At 59.0% G+C, this 17,174-nt stretch carries 13 protein-coding genes; 9 read left to right on the top strand and 4 right to left on the bottom strand.

The window, feature by feature from the left end; genetic code table 11:
* The first annotated feature begins 154 nt into the window (after positions 1-154).
* Positions 155-865 carry a lytic transglycosylase domain-containing protein gene (locus BW974_RS01605; RefSeq protein WP_076427386.1) on the top strand — a complete coding sequence of 237 codons (711 nt, stop codon included), beginning with the start codon at positions 155-157 and terminating at the stop codon, positions 863-865.
* 52 nt (positions 866-917) lie between these two features.
* Here the strand turns inward: BW974_RS01605 and BW974_RS01600 are convergent, their stop codons facing one another.
* The 3 genes from BW974_RS01600 to BW974_RS01590 form a co-directional block, all read right to left on the bottom strand.
* On the bottom strand, positions 918-2,345 hold the full coding sequence (locus BW974_RS01600; protein ID WP_245799872.1) for an MATE family efflux transporter: 1,428 nt from the start codon (positions 2,343-2,345) through the stop codon (positions 918-920).
* Between the two features lie 117 nt (positions 2,346-2,462).
* Complete coding sequence (locus tag BW974_RS01595; protein WP_076427385.1) at positions 2,463-3,035, bottom strand: response regulator; 573 nt, start codon at positions 3,033-3,035, stop codon at positions 2,463-2,465.
* 86 nt (positions 3,036-3,121) lie between these two features.
* Positions 3,122-5,371, bottom strand: a complete 2,250-nt coding sequence (locus tag BW974_RS01590) for a histidine kinase N-terminal 7TM domain-containing protein (RefSeq protein ID WP_076427384.1) — start codon at positions 5,369-5,371, stop codon at positions 3,122-3,124.
* 187 nt (positions 5,372-5,558) lie between these two features.
* Between BW974_RS01590 and BW974_RS01585 the strand changes: the two genes are divergently transcribed.
* The 8 genes from BW974_RS01585 to BW974_RS01545 all read left to right on the top strand — a co-directional run bounded on the left by BW974_RS01585 (position 5,559) and on the right by BW974_RS01545 (position 15,224).
* The gene (locus BW974_RS01585) at positions 5,559-8,042 is read left to right on the top strand and encodes a DNA topoisomerase I (protein WP_076427383.1); all 2,484 of its coding nucleotides are present in this window, start codon (positions 5,559-5,561) and stop codon (positions 8,040-8,042) included.
* Positions 8,043-8,493: 451 nt separating this feature from the next.
* Positions 8,494-9,216 (top strand): phosphoglycerol geranylgeranyltransferase, encoded by a 723-nt coding sequence (locus BW974_RS01580; protein WP_076427381.1) that lies wholly within the window; start codon positions 8,494-8,496, stop codon positions 9,214-9,216.
* A 177-nt stretch (positions 9,217-9,393) separates the two neighbouring features.
* Entirely contained in the window at positions 9,394-10,278 is an 885-nt protein-coding gene (locus BW974_RS01575) for an ABC transporter ATP-binding protein (protein WP_076427379.1), read from the top strand.
* Positions 10,271-11,062, top strand: coding sequence for an ABC transporter permease subunit (locus BW974_RS01570; RefSeq protein WP_076427377.1), 792 nt, complete (start codon positions 10,271-10,273; stop codon positions 11,060-11,062). The genes BW974_RS01575 and BW974_RS01570 overlap by 8 nt, the downstream gene beginning before the upstream one ends.
* Positions 11,059-11,670 carry a TetR/AcrR family transcriptional regulator gene (locus tag BW974_RS01565; RefSeq protein WP_084186173.1) on the top strand — a complete coding sequence of 204 codons (612 nt, stop codon included), beginning with the start codon at positions 11,059-11,061 and terminating at the stop codon, positions 11,668-11,670. The genes BW974_RS01570 and BW974_RS01565 overlap by 4 nt, the downstream gene beginning before the upstream one ends.
* Positions 11,671-11,756: 86 nt before the next feature.
* On the top strand, positions 11,757-13,055 hold the full coding sequence (gene aspS / locus BW974_RS01560) for an aspartate--tRNA(Asn) ligase (RefSeq protein ID WP_076427375.1): 1,299 nt from the start codon (positions 11,757-11,759) through the stop codon (positions 13,053-13,055).
* Between the two features lie 118 nt (positions 13,056-13,173).
* The gene (locus BW974_RS01555) at positions 13,174-14,007 is read left to right on the top strand and encodes a pantoate kinase (protein ID WP_076427373.1); all 834 of its coding nucleotides are present in this window, start codon (positions 13,174-13,176) and stop codon (positions 14,005-14,007) included.
* Between the two features lie 473 nt (positions 14,008-14,480).
* Complete coding sequence (locus BW974_RS01545) at positions 14,481-15,224, top strand: 4-phosphopantoate--beta-alanine ligase (RefSeq protein WP_076427369.1); 744 nt, start codon at positions 14,481-14,483, stop codon at positions 15,222-15,224.
* A gap of 408 nt (positions 15,225-15,632) precedes the next feature.
* Here the strand turns inward: BW974_RS01545 and BW974_RS01540 are convergent, their stop codons facing one another.
* Positions 15,633-16,865 (bottom strand): digeranylgeranylglycerophospholipid reductase, encoded by a 1,233-nt coding sequence (locus BW974_RS01540; RefSeq protein ID WP_076427367.1) that lies wholly within the window; start codon positions 16,863-16,865, stop codon positions 15,633-15,635.
* Between the last annotated feature and the right edge of the window lie 309 nt (positions 16,866-17,174).

Below are 17,174 nucleotides of genomic sequence, written 5' to 3'. Positions count from 1 at the left end.
ATATAGTTTTCGTAGGTTCGGCGGCGGGAGCGTTGCAGAATTGACCGAGGTTCCCAAACTGATTCAGACAAGTATTCTAAAATTAATTCTTTAAATTATAATTTTTTACTTCGAAAAAATATATTTCACTCTATGTGCGTGGAATAAATGCACCATGCCATCCAGACGTGACATACTCAAGAAAGCCGGTACATCAGGAGCAACAGCAATCACGGTCACGGGACTATCCGGGTCAGCATCCGCCGCGCCCGGTTCCATCCCATCGCACTATCTCGACCAGTATCAGGCGACGGGTGCCAACTACGGCATCGACTGGACGTACCTCGCGGGCGTCGGGTGGATAGAAACCCATCACGGCCAGTACGAGGCCGGTTGCGACGAGTCGTCGGCAGGCGCACGTGGCCCGATGCAGTTCATGCCCGCGACGTGGGATGCCTATGGCGTTGACGGCGATGGCGACGGCTACGCGAACATCTGCGACTATCAGGACGCGATTCCAGCCGCCGCAAACTACCTCACGGCCTCTGGCGCGCCGGAGAACTGGGACGACGCGCTGTACGCCTACAACCACAGTTGGAGCTACGTCAACGACGTGAAAGACGCTGCCGCCTACTATCGCGACCAATACGGCGGTGGCGGCGGCGGTGGGTTCGCCGACGGCGACCGAATTACGCCGACAGCCAACCTGAACACGCGCGAACAACCCGGAACCGACCAACCAATCGTCGCCACGATTTCGCCCGGCGAAGTCGGCGAAATCATGAACGGCCCGACCACGAAGGACGGCTACACGTGGTGGGGCGTCCACTGGCTCGACCGCAACGTGTGGGGCTGGTCGGTCGAGCAGTACCTCACCGACGCATAGACGGTCAATTCACCGTTTTTCGGGACAGAGAAAGTTCATTTGTGCATTTTCGTTAGTCCGCGGTGGCCGGTTTTCTCTCATCCTCAAGGACGCCGTGTCGCCAGCGGCCGAGGCTGAACCAGAGGACGCCCATGACGAACGAGACGATGGCCGAAATCGACCACGCCCACCAGAGTCCATCGACGCCCCACGCCAGTCCCGAGAGGGTGAGCGGGCCAAGTTGGAACGTCCAACCGTAGGCGAGGATGAGCGCGATGGGAAGGCGAAACACCCAGCGCGAGAGAAACGAGAGTGCCATCGCAACGCGGGTGTCGCCCGCGCCGCGGAAGCCGCCCTGAATCACCATCAGGCCGCCAAAGAAAGAGAGGAACAACCCGATAATGTGGAGGAAGTTGACGCCTTCCGCAACCACTGCGGGGTCGTCCGTGAACACTCGCATGGCGACGCCGGGGAACGCGACCATCAGGCCGCCCGCGGCGAAGAGAACCGCTAGCGTCCCGGCGGTCGCTTTCCACGTCACCTCCGCGGCTCTCTCGGGAGTTTCCGCGCCGAGGTTTTGTCCGACGCCGGTCGCGGTGGCTTGTCCGACCGCGCCCGAAATCGTCCACGAGACGGACATCAGTCGGACGCCGACGCCGTAGGCGGCGGTCGGAACCGCACCGAATCGGGCGACCAATGCGGCCATCGCCACGGCGGCGAAACTGCGGGCCGCACCGTCGATGGTCGCGGGATAGCCGATTTCCACGAGTCGTTTCAACACCGGCCAGTCCGGCGAGAGGTCTTCGAGTCGAAGCTGAATCCCCCAATTACCGCGGAGAAGCACGTACACGCCGACGACGGCCGCAAACACGCGAGCGATGAACGTGGCGACTGCCGCACCCTGCGTTCCCATTCCGTCAATCGGTCCCCAGCCGAGAATCAGAATCGGGTCGAGAATCACGTTCATCCCGGCAGAGAGCACCATCAACCACATCGCGGTTCGCGTGTCGCCCGCGCCGCGAAGCACGGCGCGGAAGACGAAAAAGAGGAACGTGAACGGAATGGAGAAAAACAGCACCTCGATGTACTGGAGGGCTTCGACGTACACTTGGCCTTCCGCGCCGACGAGGGTGAGCAGTGGGTGACGGAACAGGTAGCCGAGCGTGGCGAGGACAGTGCCAAGTAGAACTCCCAGAATCGTCGTCTGCGCGACGACGTTGTCCGCGGCGCGGTCGTTGCCAGCCCCGACGTGCTGTGAGACGAGGGCGACGGAACCGGCGGTGAGTCCCATGGCGAGGGAGACGAACAGCCACGAAGTCGGAAACATGAGCGAGACGGCGGCGACGGCCTCGGTGCTGACACGACCGACCCAGAACATATCCGCGAGATTGTAGAACGTCTGCAATAGATTCCCGACGACCAGCGGCCACGCCAAACTCGCCAGTTTCGGCGAAATCGAACCGGTGGTCATATCGACGCGACTCTGCGTTCGTCGGGACATGCGTGCGTCGTCACATTGGTCGAATGACCCTTAAACACACGTGTTCAGCCCATCCCCTGCCGGATTGTGCGATGTCACAGGGCGTTTTCGAAACGGTCGCCGAAGCCCGCAGAACAGTTAGTCGAGTTCGCGAAGGAGATGCTGAAATTCGCGGTGGTCGCCGAAATCGACGGCGTTGTCGATTGTGTCGCGAACCGTTTCCAGTTCGGCTTCGAGTGCGACGAACTCCTCGTTTTCTCGGAGTTCGTCCGCTGGATGTTCGGAGACGAGGCTCGCGTGTGTCGAGACGAGCGAAAAATAGCGCGAGAGGTCGTCCGCGTACTGCGCTCGGGAACGAAGTTCGTCCACCGTGGTTCGGAGTTGGTCTCCATCGACGGGTTTCGTGACGTACTCGTCGAACGCCATGTCGATGATGTCGTAGTCGGGCGCAACGGCGGTTATCATGGCGACTGGGCAGTCGTGGCCGCGGTCACGAATTGCTTTGAGGACGGCCTCGCCGTTCAATCCCGGCATCTTTCGGTCGAGAAGTACAACGTCGATTCTGTCGGCATTTTGGTCGAGAAAGGCGATCGCTTCCTCCCCGTCGTGGACTGTGTGCGTTCGATACGCGGAAAGCCACGCTTCGTACAAGTCAGTGACTTCGGTTTCGTCGTCTACAATGAGCACGCCGATTTCCTCTTCTCCAATCATATTTCAGACACTCTTATCGATGAATATCTCTTGGTCAATCATATACCTTTTGTTACAAATACTATTTTTGAAAATATGTTACAGAATTATGCAAAAGAGATTTTCTGACCAACAGGAGAAAACGTAAGGATGGCAACTGACCCGCGCGTTTCGGCGTCTTCGAACCGGATATTTCCGCCGTACTGGGTCATCATTACGTGGACGAAATAGAGGCCGAATCCAATAGAACCCGACGACTCCGAGGTGACGTTTCGGTCGAACACCGCCGATTTCATCTCGTCCGGAATACCGGGGCCGTCGTCCTCGATTTCGACGCGAATCGCGTCCTCGTTACGCCGTGCGCGAACCACAATCGAGGGTGAAGACTGGTCGTTGTGCTCGATGGCGTTCAACAGAACGTTTTCCAGCACTTCACCGAGGAGTTCGTCGCCGGAAACGCACAGTCCGTCTTCGATTTCCGCTTCGACGGTGACGTTCGGATACGTGTTTTGTATTTTCGTAACCTTGCATGAGAGCGTTTTCGAGAGCGAATGGGCAGTCAACGGCATCGACTCGGCGTTAGTAATCGTTTGGCTGGCGGAGCGCACTTTTTGGGTCAATTGGCCGATGTCCTCGCTCCAGTTTTGCACGGTTTCGAGATGTGGACGACCCGATTCGGTGACGTGTTCGGAGAGCAGTTCGAGGTTTCCGTTGATGACCGTGATTCCGTTCAGAATGTCGTGGCGCAAGACGCCGTTGAAAAACTCGATTTGGTCGGTTCGTTCCTCGACCATCGCCTGACTCTCTCGCAGTTCCGTCTCGCGCTGTGCACGGTTGAGTGCGGATTCGGTCGTCGTCGCCAGAATTTGTGCAAACCGCCGGTCGTGGTCGGTGAAAACGCGTTTTTCCGCATCACCTCCGATACCGAGAACGCCGTGTTCTCCCAACGGGAACAGCAGGACAGACCCGACTGGAAAATGTGTGTGCCACGCCGAAGAAAGGACGGCTGAGGACTCGTGAACCGCAGATTCACCGGATTCGAACACGTTCCAAACGGCGCTGTCTGACCGATGGAACACCATCTCTGCGTCGGTGCTGTCCGCCAGCGCGTCCGTCATGGCGACGGCACGAAGTTCAGTTTCACCGTCGTCTGGGAAGGCGATAGCCGAGTGGGGATGGTCTAACACCTCGTCCGCCGTTTCGACCGCGATTCGTGCGATTTCCTCACCGCGTTCCACGTCCATGAATCGCCGGGTCGCAGACTGGAGGGCACGAAGCGTTTCTTCGCGGCGTTTTTGCGCGGTTATCTCTCGAAGGACGAGGATGTCGCCGCGGCGAATCTCGTGATGGTCGTATATCGGCGTCAGTCGCGGGTCGTAGACGGCGGTTTCCACGAGGGTGTTGCCGTCGGCGGAGCTATCATTACTCACCGTTCCACCATCCGCCCGTGCGCGAGATGGAGAAAACGATTTGCCCGTCCAAACGGCATCGAGCAAGCCGGGGAGAGCCGATTCTATCCGTTCACCGACCGCCGTTTCCGAACCCAGCAGCTCCGCCGCCGCCGGATTGTGCTCGGCGATTCGTCCGTCCGTGACGACGATGACGGGGTCTTCCATTTCCGAGAGGACGACTTCGGTGGCGAGGGGTGCCACGTCGAGGAAGTCGTATCGAAACAGAGCGAGGGCGATGAACACGCCGCCGACGCTGAAAAAGACCTGCGTCAGATTGAGGGTCGCGTTCGGAATGAGCAGTGCGGAAGCGCTGGTTCCGAGCAGTGGGAACAATCCCGCGATAACGACGGCGACCGTCTGCTTTCTGTACAACCTGTCCGCCTGGACGAGAAACGCGGTCAGGAAGACGAACCCCGTGAGGACGACGACGAGTAGATAGATAACGTGGAAATAGAACGTCTGCGTGTGAGAAACGGAAAGCGTCGTCAGACCACCCATCGGCACGACGCGAGCAGTTTCGTTCGTAAAGCCGTGGAGAGGGCTGACGAATGAGAGAGCGATGTAGACGACGGGTTCCGCCCAGATGAGTGGCACCGTCGCCGCGGTCAGCCAATCGTTTCGTCCGGTGTATTCGAGCGCGAAGGTCAGCCAGAGTACCGGAACCGCCGTCGCGCAGACGCCGACGAACGACGCCCAAAAAATAGTCTGCGAGCGCGTCGAGCTGGTGAGAAAGAGCAGAGAGAAGGTGCACCATCCAGTGACGGCGACCATAAGCGATGCGAACGAAATCGCACCCGGAACGTCTCGGTTCGACCATGCGTGTCGCGCGAGAAGGAAACCGGTCGCTCCGCCGACCGCCGTTCCGGAGAGCACGACACCGCCGAAGAGAGTAGCCGAGTCGAACATTACAGAATACATTCTTGTACGAATACGTTACACATAGCCGTTTCTTCCATTATCAGACGGGATAATCGGATATCGACGACGCGACGCAAAAGCAGCCTTTGTGCGCAATCTTCGTCTGGCGAAACGTTTACCAGCGCGATAGCCGTAGCCGAGGGCGATGACCGACGCGAAACGGGGTGGTGTGTGAGTGGAACTCATCATCACCGAGAAGGACAATGCCGCGCGCAGGATCGCCGACATCCTATCCGGCGAGAGCGCAGACGCCGAGCGACAAAACGGCGTCAACGTCTACAAATGGGGCGGAAAGCGCTGTATCGGCCTGTCGGGCCACGTCGTCGGGGTCGATTTTCCGCCGGAATACAACGACTGGCGCGACGTGGAGCCGGTCGAACTCATCGACGCCGACATCGAGAAACAACCGACGAAAGAAAACATCGTTCGCACGCTTCGACTGCTGGCACGGGACGCGAGTTGCGTAACGATTGCAACTGACTACGACCGCGAGGGCGAACTCATTGGAAAGGAAGCGTGGGAACTCGTCCGCGAGGTGAACGAGGACGTGCCGATTAATCGGGTTCGGTTCTCCTCGATTACGGAAAACGAAGTCACCTCTGCGTTCGAGAATCCCGACGAACTCGACTTCGACCTCGCCGCGGCGGGCGAAGCACGCCAGATTATCGACCTCATCTGGGGTGCCGCGCTGACCCGCTTCCTCTCGCTTTCGTCCCGTCAACTCGGCAACGACTTCATCAGCGTTGGCAGGGTGCAGAGTCCGACGCTGAAGCTCATCGTTGACCGGGAACGCGAGATTCAGGCGTTCGACCCGGAGGACTACTGGGAGATGTTCGCCGACCTCAAGAAAGCGGAGGAAGAGTTCGAAGCCCAATACTTCTACCGCGACGAGGACGGCAACGAGGCCGAACGTGTCTGGGACGAAGAGACCGCGATGGAGGCGTACGAAACGCTTCGGGAGGCGACCCAAGCGACCGTCGAGCGCGTTTCACGGCGAACCCGAACCGACGACCCGCCAGCGCCGTTCAACACGACGCAATTCATCCGAGCTGCGGGCAGTCTCGGTCACTCGGCCCAGCGCGCGATGAGCATCGCGGAAGACCTCTACACGGCAGGATACATCACCTACCCGCGTACCGACAACACGGTGTATCCGGACGATTTAGACCCCAAAGAACTGCTGGACGAGTTCGTCGGAAACTACCACTTCGGCGACGATGCGGACAGTCTGCTAGAGCGAGACGACATCGAACCCACCGAGGGTGACGAGGAAACCACCGACCACCCGCCGATTCATCCGACCGAGGACATCCCGACCAAGGGAGAACTAAGCGACGACGAGTGGGACATCTACGAACTCGTCGTTCGGCGCTTCTTTGCGACTGTTGCAGAGAGCGCGAAGTGGGAACACCTCAAGGTGGTCGCCGTGGTGTCCGAGTTGTCGCTCAAGGCCAACGGAAAACGACTGCTCGAAGAGGGATACCACGCCGTCTATCCCTACTTCAACACCAGCGAGAATTTCGTGCCGAACGTCGAGGAGGGCGAAGTCCTCGACGTGACCGACACGCGAATCGAGGACAAACAGACCCAACCGCCGCGGAGATACGGCCAATCCAGACTCATCGAGAAGATGGAGAAGATGGGAATCGGGACGAAATCGACCCGCCACAACACCATTCAGAAACTGTACGACCGCGGCTACCTCGAAAACGACCCGCCGCGGCCGACGCGTCTCGCGCAGTCGGTCGTCTCCGCCGCGGAAGATTATGCCGACCTCGTGGTGAGCGAGAGCATGACCCGCGAACTGGAGGAGGACATGACCGCCATCGCAGAAGGCGAAGCCGATTTGGACGACGTGGCGGACTCCTCCCGTGAAATTCTCGCACGTGTGTTCGACGAGTTGGAGGAATCGCGCGAGGAAATCGGCAAGCAACTCCAACAGTCGCTAAAAGCCGACAAAACGCTCGGCCCATGTCCCGACTGTGGCGAAGACCTGCTCGTGCGCCAGAGTCGCAGAGGGTCGCATTTCGTCGGCTGTGACGGCTATCCGGACTGTACGTACACGCTTCCGCTGCCGAACAAGGGCAAGCCCCTCATCTTGGAGGAAACGTGTGACGACCACGACCTGCGCGAGGTGAAGATTCTCGCCGGGCGGGGAACCTTCGTCCACGGCTGTCCGCTGTGTAAAGCGGAAGCGGCCGAAGAAGCGGAAGACCGCGTCATCGGGGAATGTCCCGACTGTGGGGAGGAACACGGTGGCGAACTGGCCATCAAACAGCTTCAAACTGGTTCCCGACTCGTCGGCTGTACGCGCTACCCGGACTGTGACTACTCGCTTCCGCTCCCGCGCCGAGGAGATATCGAGGTGACCGACGAGAAATGCGACGAACACGACCTGCCGGAGCTCGTGGTTCACAACGGCGACGAACCGTGGGAACTCGGCTGTCCAATCTGCAACTACGAGGAGTTCAAACAGCGCGAGGAAAAGAGCGGCCTCGAAGTCATCGACGGTATCGGCGCGAAAACCGCCGAGAAACTCGCGGAGGTCGGCATCGAGAACGTAGACGACCTGAAAAGCGCCGAAGTCGAGTCGGTGGCGGAGCAAGTGAGCGGCGTGAGCGAAGACCGACTTCGTGGCTGGCAGGCGAAAGCGGACTAAGCAACGAACCGCGATTTTTCGATTTTTGTCGGTGACGAGCGGAAACTGGAGAGAATACTCGACAGCAACCGAGGAGACGCTTTGTGTCTCCGAGGGTGCGATAGGCCGGTGACGCAACCGCCGAAAATGGGCAATCGACATAACCGCCGAAAATCAGCAACTGATACAACCGCACGGGCTAGCAACTCACCGGAAGACCTACGGTCTTCCGAGCCATCAAAATCGAACACCGATTTTGAGACACCGCGAGCGAGGAGCGACAGCGACGAGCGAGCGGGCTGACGACTGAGCGGAGCAACGCGAAGCGAGGGAGGAGTGCTTTTGGTCCAGATTTTGCCAGGGAGATAGGCCGAAACCAGCGCCGTGCGGCGCTGGTCTCGGCTCCCGACCGCAGCAAAAAGTGGTGGTGCGTTCCGAAGCAGTTTTAGCCGACAGTTTTGAAAGGAACGCTATGACTGCGCCTTGGGACGACTGGGACCACATAATCAAACTCGACCCGGACAAGACCCTCGCGGGTGACGATACCTTCGAGGATGTCTGTGAGACGGGCACGGACGCCATCGAAATCGGTGGCACTCTCGACATGACGCGGGAAAAGATGCAATCCGTCATCGACGCCTGCGCGAAGTACGACGTGGCGCTGTATCAGGAACCGAGCAATCCGGCGGTCGTCGTGGACGACGAGGCACTCGACGGCTATCTCGTGCCTGTCGTCCTCAACGCGGGCGACATCGCGTGGATGACCGGGTTCCACAAGGAATGGGTGAAGATGAGCGACGTGGACTGGGACAGGACCGCCACGGAAGCGTACATCGTCATGAATCCGGACGCGAGCGTCGCCGAACTCACTGACGCGGACTGCGACCAGTCGGCGGAAGACGTGGCGGCCTACGCCGAAATCGCGGAGCAGATGTACGGCCAAGAAATCGTCTACATCGAATACTCCGGAACCTTTGGCGACCCGGAAGTCGTGGAGGCGGCACAGAAAAAACTGGACGAGACGGCGCTGTTCTACGGCGGCGGCATCCACGATTACGACTCGGCACACACGATGGCGAAACACGCGGACACCATAATCGTCGGCGACCTCGTTCACGATGAAGGTGTGGAGGCAGTCCGCGAAACGGTCGAAGGTGCGAAGGACGCGAAGAAGGCGCACGCGGAATCGGCGTAGGGGAAACGTTTTGACGCGGTTTGATGCGTTGGATGGTTCGAGCCGTAGTTACTTCTTCGCCGCCTCAAATGCCGATTGGAGTCAATAGAGAGCCTGAAAGCCGAGAATGGCCACCTCAAAAATATATGAACGGAATATTCATATATTCATGGAGTCGAGATACAGACGGGAAACAACATGTCCGTACTCGAAACGAGCGGTCTGACGAAATACTACGGCGAAACACGGGGTATCGAAGACCTCAACCTCGCTGTGGAGGAAGGCGAGGTGTTCGGCTTCCTCGGCCCGAACGGGGCCGGGAAGACGACGACGATTCGGACGCTCCTCGGCTTCATCTCCCCGACGGAGGGAACCGCGAGCGTGCTTGGCCGGAACGCCTGCGAGGAACGGGAACTCATCGAGGCAAAACATCACATCGGCTATCTGCCGAGCGACCCGGGATTCGACGAGGAGACGACCGGAACGAGATTTCTCGACTATCAAGCGTCGTTGAAGGGCGACGAACGACGTGACGAGTTAGTCGAACTGTTCGACCCGCCCGTCGAACGGAAAATCGAGGAGTACTCGCGCGGGAACAAACAGAAACTCGCCATCATTTCGGCGTTCATGCACGACCCCGACCTCGTCGTTATGGACGAACCGACTTCCGGCCTCGACCCGTTGATGCAGGACAGATTCTACGAGTTCGTCCAATCGGAACAGGAACGAGGGAAGACGATTTTCTTCTCCAGTCACATTTTGAGCGAAGTCCGCAAGGTGTGTGACAGGGTCGGCATCATCCGTGATGGCCGACTCGTGACGACGGAAGACGTAGAAACATTGCTCGACAGAAGCGGGAAGCGCGTCAGGGTGCGCACCGAAAGCAGCGTGGAACCGAGCGATTTCGACTTCGCAGGTGTCCACGACCTGAGCGTGGATGGCGAAGTTCGATTCACGTTCACCGGAGATTACGACACGCTCATCGACCATCTCGACCAGTACAGTTTGGTCGATTTGGACGTAGAGGAAGCGCCGCTGGACGAAGTATTCATGCGGTTTTACGGCGGTGAGGTCCATGCTTGAAATCGCTCGCTACGAGGGGAGAAAACGAGTGAAAGGGTCACTGGTGCTGGGCGGCCTGCTCGCCGTGATGTCGCTCGCGTTCATCGGGTTTTTCCCCTCGGTGACGAGTTCCGGGGTGGATTTGGACGCCTACATGGAGAGCATGCCGCCCGCACTTCAGGCGGCGTTCGGCGAAGCCTCGTTGACGACGATAGAGGGCTTTCTGGCGATAGAGATTTACCAGTTCTTCTGGCTCCTGCTCCTCGGCGTCTACGTCGCCTACGTCGCAGGAGCGCTCATCGCGGCAGACGAGGAGCGCGACCGGATGGACGTGCTTCTCGCCGCGCCCGTCTCGCGGGTGAGCGTCGTCATCGAAAAGTTCTGTTCGCTCATCACGCCGATTGTCGTGGTGAACATCGCCGTCCCCCTCGCCGTCTTTGCGGGCGTCTTGCTGGTCGGCGAATCCATCGACCTGACCAATCTGGCGATGGTTCACCTCCTGTCGATTCCGTATCTGCTGGCCTGTGCCGCAATCGGACTCCTGCTGTCGGTCGTCGCCGGAAAAGCTGACCTCGCACAGCGCGGCGGATTGGGTGCGGTGTTCGGCCTGTTCTTGCTCGATTCGATTACCGAGGCGGCGGGAATGGGATGGGTCGGCGGACTCAGTCCGACGCACTACTACGACCCGACGGCGATTCTCGTGAGTGGGGAATACGACTGGATGGGTGCGCTCGTTCTACTCGCCGGAACCGTGGCGCTCGTGGCCATCAGTGCAATCGCCTTCAAGCGGAGAGACGTTCGATGAGGGGGTTCGACGAGAACCAGCGCGAACGAATCCGCGACGAGCTAATCGAAGCGGGGCGCGACCTGTTCGCCCAGTACGGCCTGCAGAAGACGACGATTGCCGACCTCACCGACGCCGTCGGCATCGCCAACGGAACGTTCTACCAGTTTTTCGACTCGAAGGAACTGCTGTACTTCGAGGCTATTCAGCGAGAGGGTCACGAAGTCGCCGATGAGATGATTGCCAACTCGCTCGGTGCCGAGGACGACCCGGAGCGTGCGATTCGAAACTTCCTGCATTCGTTGGTGGAGACGACACAGGAAAATCGGTTGTTCAAGCAGTTGTTGGATGGCGAAGAAATGGAGCAGGTAATGCGGAAGGTAAGTGACATCCCCGAAGAAGAAATGGAGGTGCGGCGTGCCGATTCGTTCGCCCACGTCCTGCCCTACGTCGAACAGTGGCAAGCAGAAGGAAAAATCCGTGACGGCGACCCAATCGCCATTATCGGAACGATGGGTGCGGTGAAATATCTTCCACTCTACAGTGAGCAGTTGGGAGAGGACAACTACCCCATCATCCGTGACATGCTCATCGACACCATCGCGGCAGGGCTGATGCCACAGGACTGACAACACCGGCTAGATGCGGTAGAGATTGACGCCGCTCGCGGAGCGAAACGAACGCGTTTAAGGCCGCCCCGGAAGAACTGCGGCGTATGCAGAACCGAACCTACACCGCGGATGCCGAACCCGGCGACACGGTTACCGTGGCCGGCTGGGTACACGAAATCCGAGACCTCGGTGGAATCGCTTTCATCATCGTCCGCGACACGACCGGCAAGATTCAGGTCAAGTTCGAGAAAGACGAGATGGACGATGACCTCGTCGAAACCGGTCTCGGCGTCAACCGTGAGAGTGTCGTCGAAATCACGGGCGACGTGAAAGAAGAACCCCGCGCCCCAACCGACGTGGAAATCGTCCCGACGGAAGTCGAAGTCGTCGCGGCTGCGGAACCCGAACTGCCGCTCGACCCCAGCGGAAAGGTCGATGCAGACCTCTCGACGCGACTGGACAACCGAACCCTCGACGCGCGAAAGGACGACGTGGAAGCCGTCTTCAAGATTCGCGGCGAAGTGCTTCGCGCCGTGCGCGAGCAGTTCCGCGAACTCGGCTGTTCGGAAATCAACACGCCGAAAATCGTAGCGACGGGAACCGAGGGTGGAACTGAACTCTTCCCAATCACCTACTTCGGCGAAGAAGCGTTCATGAACCAGTCGCCGCAGTTGTTCAAACAGTTGATGGTCGGCAGCGGTCTGGAGCGCGTCTTCGAAATCGGCCCGATTTTCCGCGCCGAAGAGCACAACACGCCGCGCCACCTGAACGAGGCGACCAGCATCGACTTCGAGAGTGCGTTCTACACGCACGAAGAGGCGATGGACGCCTGTGAATCGGTCGTCAAAGCGGCCTACGAAGCAGTCGCCGAGAACTGTGAGGACGAACTCGACGCGCTCGGCGTCGAATTCGAAGTGCCAGAAGGCGACTTCCCGCGACTCACCTACGAGGAAGCAATCGAACGAATCAACGCGACCGGCGAACTGGACGAAATGCTCGTCTGGGGCGACGACCTGCCGACCGAGGGCGAGAAAGCGCTCGGCGAGGATGTCGGAACGCACTACTTCATCACGGACTGGCCGAGCGAAATCAAGCCGTTCTACATCAAAGACCACGACGACGACGAGGAACTCTCGACCGGATTCGACATGATGCACCCACGCATGGAACTCGTCTCGGGCGGCCAGCGTGAGCATCGCTACGAGCGACTCGTTGACGGCTTCGAACAGCAGGGCCTCGACCCCGAAGCGTTCGACTACTACACGAAGATGTTCAAATACGGCATGCCGCCACACGCCGGGTGGGGACTCGGCGGCGAGCGTCTCATCATGACGATGCTCGGATTGGACAACATTCGCGAAGCAGTGTTGTTCCCGCGAGACCGACAGCGATTGAGTCCATAGACGAAATCGCTGTCAGCGAGAAATTGACTTTTTGTGGTCTTCGATTCGACGAACGCGATACTGCCAAACGACGAGCGCGAATTTTAAGCGTTATACGCCGTCGCCCGAAAACTGATGTATGAGCGACGAGGCAGGTCGCGCGTTCGTACCCGGACACGTCACGGGGTTTTTCAGCATCCACGAGGCAGACGACCCCAAACAGGCCGGGTCGCGTGGAGCAGGACTGACGCTTTCGGAGGGCGTAACTGTGACCGTCGAACCCGCAGAAGAGGCGAGCATCGAATTGAACGGGGAGTTTGCGGCGGTCGAATCCGGACGGCGAGTTCTCGACGCACTGGACGTAACGGCGCGAGTTTCGGCACGGACCGACCTGCCACTCGGCGCAGGATTCGGCGTTTCCGGCGCGCTCGCACTCGGAACCGCATTCGCCGCGAACGATGCGTTCGACCGCGGACGGTCGGAAAACGAACTCGTAACGCTCGCACACGGTGCGGAAGTCAAAGCCGGTACCGGACTTGGAGACGTGGTAGCACAGGCTCGCGGCGGAATCCCCATTCGCCTCGAACCCGGCGCACCGGAGCACAACCGCCTCGACGGCATTCCGATGCGAACGCGAATCGAATACTGCTCGCTCGGCGAACTTTCGACCGCGGAAGTTCTCTCGGGGAGCACCGACCAACTTTCGAAGGCGGGGGTGGAGTCCCTCGTCGCACTGGTGAACGAACCGACGCTGGACACGTTTATGAACCAGTCACGGATTTTCGCCGAGGAAACCGGCCTGCTTACCGACGAAGTGCGCGAGGTAATCGAAAACGTCCACGACGCCGGGGGACAGGCCTCGATGGCCATGCTCGGCGAAACCGTATTCGCCATCGGAACTGGACTTTCCGACGCGGGATACGACGCTGAGGCCTGCGAAACCCACCACGCCGGAGCGACACTGCTGGACTGAGTTGTTTTCTGCACGCGGATGAAACATTTAGTTCGAAATTTTGATTTTCCACGTGGCGCGCGCTGGCGAGACGGTGAGGACACGATCGTCCGAACCGTCTCAATTAAGCATGTGAGGTCTTCGTGAGCGACAGGGGAGCGAACGAATGGCTCGTCAGAGCGAAGCTCTGGCGGTGGATGACCGAGTGAACAAGCGAATGGGAGTAAAGGAAGGAATCGGTTGGGGAGGGTGTGACGGACGAGATTTCAAAGAAATCTCGATAACGAGCGGTGAAACCGCGAGCGCGGTGGCGGTGCAAAGGCGGTTTGGTTGGAGTCGGCAACTGCTACCGGTGATAAAGAGCCAAAAAGTAGTCAGCGGTTGCCGACTCTAAATACCGCCACAAACTCAGTAGCGAGAAACACGGCTTCGCAACCCTCACGAACAAAAATAAAACCACGCCCGTTTTTAGCGTCCACTTCGCAGAAGAGGGTATGACCGACGAGGTGGAGATTCCCGAAGACCACCCCCGCTACCAGTCGCTTCTCACGCGCCATCGAATCGAAGAGGGTGTCGAGAAAGGAATCACGAGCAAACAGGGACTCATCGCGGAGGGCCGCGGCGAGTCGTTCGATTACCTGCTGGGCGAGGAAACCCTTCCGAGCGCGGACGAGGCAGAGCTGGCGGCCGCGGCACAGTTGCTTCTGGCGGAACACGCTGTTCTCTCCATGAATGGAAACGTCGCGGCGCTGGTTCCCGGCGAAATCGTGGAACTCGCCGAAGCGACGGGCGCGGACATCGAAGTGAATCTGTTCAACCGCACGGAGGAGCGGATGCAGGCCATCGCCGACCACCTGCGAGAGCACGGCGCAGAGAACGTAAAGGGACTCACCGCGGACGCCCGAATCCCCGGCTTGGAGCACGAACGCGGAAAGGTGGACGAAGAAGGCATCTACAGCGCGGACGTGGTGTTGGTTCCGCTTGAGGACGGTGACCGCGCAGAGGCGCTCGCCGAAATGGGGAAGACGGAAATCGTCATCGACCTGAATCCGCTCTCGCGCTCGCCGCGAACCGCCGCGATTCCGATTATCGACAACATCATGCGGGCAGTTCCAAATATGACGGCGCATGCACGCGACCTTGCCGACGCCTCGCGGGAAGAGTTGGAAGCGATTGTCGAAGCTTTCGACCGGGAAAAGACACTGGAGGAAGCGGAACACGCGATTCGAGATGTTTAGCGACTAAGCCGACGATTTTCAGGAGAGCAGAGCGGGCAGGCCACCGGCCTGCCCGCCCAACTTACATTTGGTCAGCCGTCTTCTCAGAAACTCGCCTTCCGACGCACGATGGCAGACGAATAAACCACTTGAGGGCCGAGGGCGACGCCCTCGGCCCTCTGCTGCCCTCAGTGTCTTGAAAACGCAGAGCGTTTTCAACGGTAGGAAAGAGCGTGTCTCTTTCCGTGAACACGGGCGAACGAGAAACGAGCGACTGCGAGGAGCAATGAAGAGTGAGGGCGGTTTGTAGTCGTGATCTGCAGACGCAGTGGTTACATCTTCGTATTCTCAGACACGATAAGCAAAATCAATCGTCGCCATAATCGCTACCTGCGAGCACCAGAACACTCCTTACACGAAAAGCGATTTTCAGACGGGAAGTTGTTCTTTGACGAATCGCTTCAACAGCGGGATGTCCTCCCAGTGGAGCAGTTCCATGACGCCGCGAATTTTTCCGGCGTTCGCTTTGTTCCGCGTATCCGAGCCGATTCGCTTCAGGTCGCGTACCAACGTGTCGTAACGCTCGTTTTCGGCGAGGTAGAGCAGTTGCGTCATCAGCAGACGGGTGCGCATCTGCGGGGCGACATCGCCGTGCCAGAGTTTGTTGTAGATGGACATCTTGTCCGCCGAGGTGTCGGATTCACCGGTCATGAAACAGCGGTCTGCGGTTATCGCCGCGGCGCGGCCGGATTTCATGCCGGTGTGGATTCCTTCGCCCCAGAGGGGGTCTATGGTCGGCACCGTATCCCCGATTGCCATGAAGTTGTCCGTGCTGAGGCCGCCCGGCATCTGGATGTGTGCCGACCCGCGGTGCTGTTTACCGGCGATTCGCTCGGCACTCTCGAATCGTGGGTCGTTGTCGAGCCAATACTGCATGTAATCGTCGATTCCCATGCCCTCCTTCGCGTAATCGTGGTGGCTCTCGTTTTGGATGTAACAGAGGCCGACCTTCGCGGTGTCCTCGCCAGTGTGGAAAATCCACGAGTATCCGCCCGGTGCGAGTTCGTGGTCGAGTCGGAGCATCATCGCGTCCGTGAGGTCCGCGTAGCCATCGCAGTCCATATCGACGCCTTCCAGTTCGTACTCGATACCGATGGCCTGATTCTCCCGTTTGAGGTTGCTCACGCCGAGGCTCTTTGCGAGGGGTGCGCTCGGGCCAGTTGCGTCGATGATGATGTCGCCGTACACTTCCTGATTGCCGCTGTGTCGGACACCGACGATGTCGTTGCCCTCCATGATGGGCTTCGAAACGCGCGAACTGAACCAATATTCGGCCCCCTCTTCCCGACTATCCTCGACCAAGAATCGCTTGAAGTCCGCAAATTCGAGGACTGCTCCGGGCTGTTCCTGCACGAAATGTTCGTTCGGCGATTCGAGAACGACGTTGTCGGTGTAGTTCATCACCACGTCGTCCGGAATCCCGAACGCGGCCATCATCGAGGAAAACGTGCCCGCAGTAGATTTGTTGCTCTGTTTCGGGAACTCGTCTTCGTCTTCGACTTCGAGAACCACCACGTCGTGCCCGCGCTGGGCCAAATCCCGCGCGCACTGCGCACCGGCAGGGCCAGCACCGGCAACGACGACGTCGAAATGCTCGGTCATAGGCGTCCCTCAGTGGCACAGAAAGAGGAGGTTTTCCGTTCTATTCTGGGAACTCGCCCCGGCAAATCGGCACCGACCGACCCGGTAAGGTGGTTCCCCACGCCACCGACGGCGATGTCGCATGTTTCCGCAGTCATCTTGACACGGTGTTACTGTCCATATCATAAAAAACAGACGCAAACGCCCCCGAGAGTGAGCGAATGAGTCGCATGGAAGAGGGCGGCAATCGGTGGGAGATGTCGGAATCAGCAGGATAGATTGCGAATACAATGAGGATAAAAAACTGCGGTCACGAACCGAAAATCGTCG

This window comes from Haladaptatus litoreus, from assembly GCF_900156425.1.
Classification (GTDB): Archaea; Halobacteriota; Halobacteria; order Halobacteriales; family Haladaptataceae; genus Haladaptatus; species Haladaptatus litoreus.
Note: the sequence above shows the minus strand (reverse complement) of the source record. Positions and strands in the feature narration are given on the sequence as shown.

Bases quoted from the DNA above. Each gene is read 5' to 3' on its own strand.
- BW974_RS01600 (WP_245799872.1), bottom strand. From the start codon at position 2,345: ATGTCCCGACGAACGCAGAGTCGCGTCGATATGACCACCGGTTCGATT.
- BW974_RS01575 (WP_076427379.1), top strand. From the start codon at position 9,394: ATGTCCGTACTCGAAACGAGCGGTCTGACGAAATACTACGGCGAAACA.
- BW974_RS01545 (WP_076427369.1), top strand. From the start codon at position 14,481: ATGACCGACGAGGTGGAGATTCCCGAAGACCACCCCCGCTACCAGTCG.
- BW974_RS01540 (WP_076427367.1), bottom strand. From the start codon at position 16,865: ATGACCGAGCATTTCGACGTCGTCGTTGCCGGTGCTGGCCCTGCCGGT.
- BW974_RS01590 (WP_076427384.1), bottom strand. From the start codon at position 5,371: ATGTTCGACTCGGCTACTCTCTTCGGCGGTGTCGTGCTCTCCGGAACG.
- aspS (WP_076427375.1), top strand. From the start codon at position 11,757: ATGCAGAACCGAACCTACACCGCGGATGCCGAACCCGGCGACACGGTT.
- BW974_RS01595 (WP_076427385.1), bottom strand. From the start codon at position 3,035: ATGATTGGAGAAGAGGAAATCGGCGTGCTCATTGTAGACGACGAAACC.
- BW974_RS01580 (WP_076427381.1), top strand. From the start codon at position 8,494: ATGACTGCGCCTTGGGACGACTGGGACCACATAATCAAACTCGACCCG.
- BW974_RS01605 (WP_076427386.1), top strand. From the start codon at position 155: ATGCCATCCAGACGTGACATACTCAAGAAAGCCGGTACATCAGGAGCA.
- BW974_RS01565 (WP_084186173.1), top strand. From the start codon at position 11,059: ATGAGGGGGTTCGACGAGAACCAGCGCGAACGAATCCGCGACGAGCTA.
- BW974_RS01555 (WP_076427373.1), top strand. From the start codon at position 13,174: ATGAGCGACGAGGCAGGTCGCGCGTTCGTACCCGGACACGTCACGGGG.
- BW974_RS01570 (WP_076427377.1), top strand. From the start codon at position 10,271: ATGCTTGAAATCGCTCGCTACGAGGGGAGAAAACGAGTGAAAGGGTCA.